This is a genomic window from Vibrio sp. M260118 (genome assembly GCF_036533755.1).
Classification (GTDB): Bacteria; Pseudomonadota; Gammaproteobacteria; order Enterobacterales; family Vibrionaceae; genus Vibrio.
Genome location: NZ_JATABG010000575.1, coordinates 1 through 1,402 on the forward strand (window position 1 = coordinate 1; position 1,402 = coordinate 1,402).

The following is a 1,402-nucleotide window of genomic DNA, read 5'->3' on the forward strand; positions in this document are numbered from 1 at the left end:
TGAATCTCTATCTAGTTTTAGCTATCCAAGTGCCCATGCCAAAGAAACAGTGAAATTGATAGTAGAGGAGGATTACCAGTTTTTCGGTAGTGATACCTTGCTTAAATATGCTTTGTATAATTTGCTGAAAAATTCACTCTATTATCAAAATGGTGAGCAATTCGAGATTGCGATTACTATTCGGCGCGGTGAGCATTACAACTTCCTCTACTTTGAGGATAATGGCGTTGGGATTGACGAAGAGAAATTGGAGTTTGTTTTTCAGGACTTTTACACTTCGGGCAAGTCTTCAAGTTACGGACTGGGTTTACCGTTTTGTAAACGAGTGATGAAATCGTTTGGTGGTTGGATCCGATGCGAATCTGAGTTAGGTGAGTGGACTCAATTTACTCTGGCCTTTCCTTTGTATCAATCCCCAGAAGTTGATGATATTAAACAAGAAATACTGAGAACTAAATCGATTCTTTGTGTTGGTGGAGAGCTCTCGGTTCGCCGTAAATTGAATGAGTTCAGTTTCTATGCTGGTGTGAACTGCGAGATTATCACTTTCGAACAGTCGATAGAAAAACAAGAGTTCGAGTTTGAGTATGACTTAATATTGCTTGATCTAGATATGTGCAGCGAACAAGAATATCTAGCGCTAGAGTCGAACTTACACTTTACTGAAGCGAAAATAGTGCTGCTGTTTAGTCGAGACAATCAATATCACAATCGATTCAGCCGCTTTATCAACTTCTATCCTAAGGAGAAGCCGGCGTTCCTTGCCGATGTGGCAAAAACAGTCGATGAGCTGATATTTGATGGCGTGGAGCCAGATCGCAATGCAGTTCCTAAGCCTAAACCAAAGATTGAAGGTAAACGCATCTTGATTGCCGATGACAACACGTCAATGCGTCAGCTAACTAGCATTTTGCTCAATAAACAGGGTTACCAGGTGTCTCAGGCAGGAGATGGTAAAGAGGTATTGAGTATTCTTGATAACGAGCAGATTGATTTGATTATCATGGATTTAGAGATGCCACAACTCGACGGCCTTGAAACTACCGCAACGATAAGACAATCAGACCAAAGCTACGCAGATATCCCGATTATTGGACATACCGGAGATAATCGGCAAGAAACCTTGTCTAAAATTGAATTCGTTGGCATGAACGGGTATTTAATTAAGCCAGTAGACAAAGATAAACTACTGGACAAATTATCCGACTATATTTAGGTCGATTGACCCTAGACATTCAGGTCGGATAATTTATCTATAGATTTAAAGCGGATAAATTGTTTTAAACGCGACGCTATTTAAATGAAATATAACTCTTTATTGTTATAGGCTCGTTCCGCCACATCGAGGATTTTATCCACCTCCTTATCTGTCAGCGAGCTATTTAATGACAGTCTCAGTATA

1 protein-coding gene is annotated in these 1,402 nt (G+C 40.1%); it reads left to right on the forward strand.

Annotation, left to right across the window (positions count from 1 at the left end; translation table 11 throughout):
• A partial coding sequence (locus QTO00_RS19705; protein WP_331426258.1) for a response regulator occupies nt 1–1,216 on the forward strand: 1,216 nt, incomplete at its 5' end.
• Nucleotides 1,217–1,402: the final 186 nt, after the last annotated feature.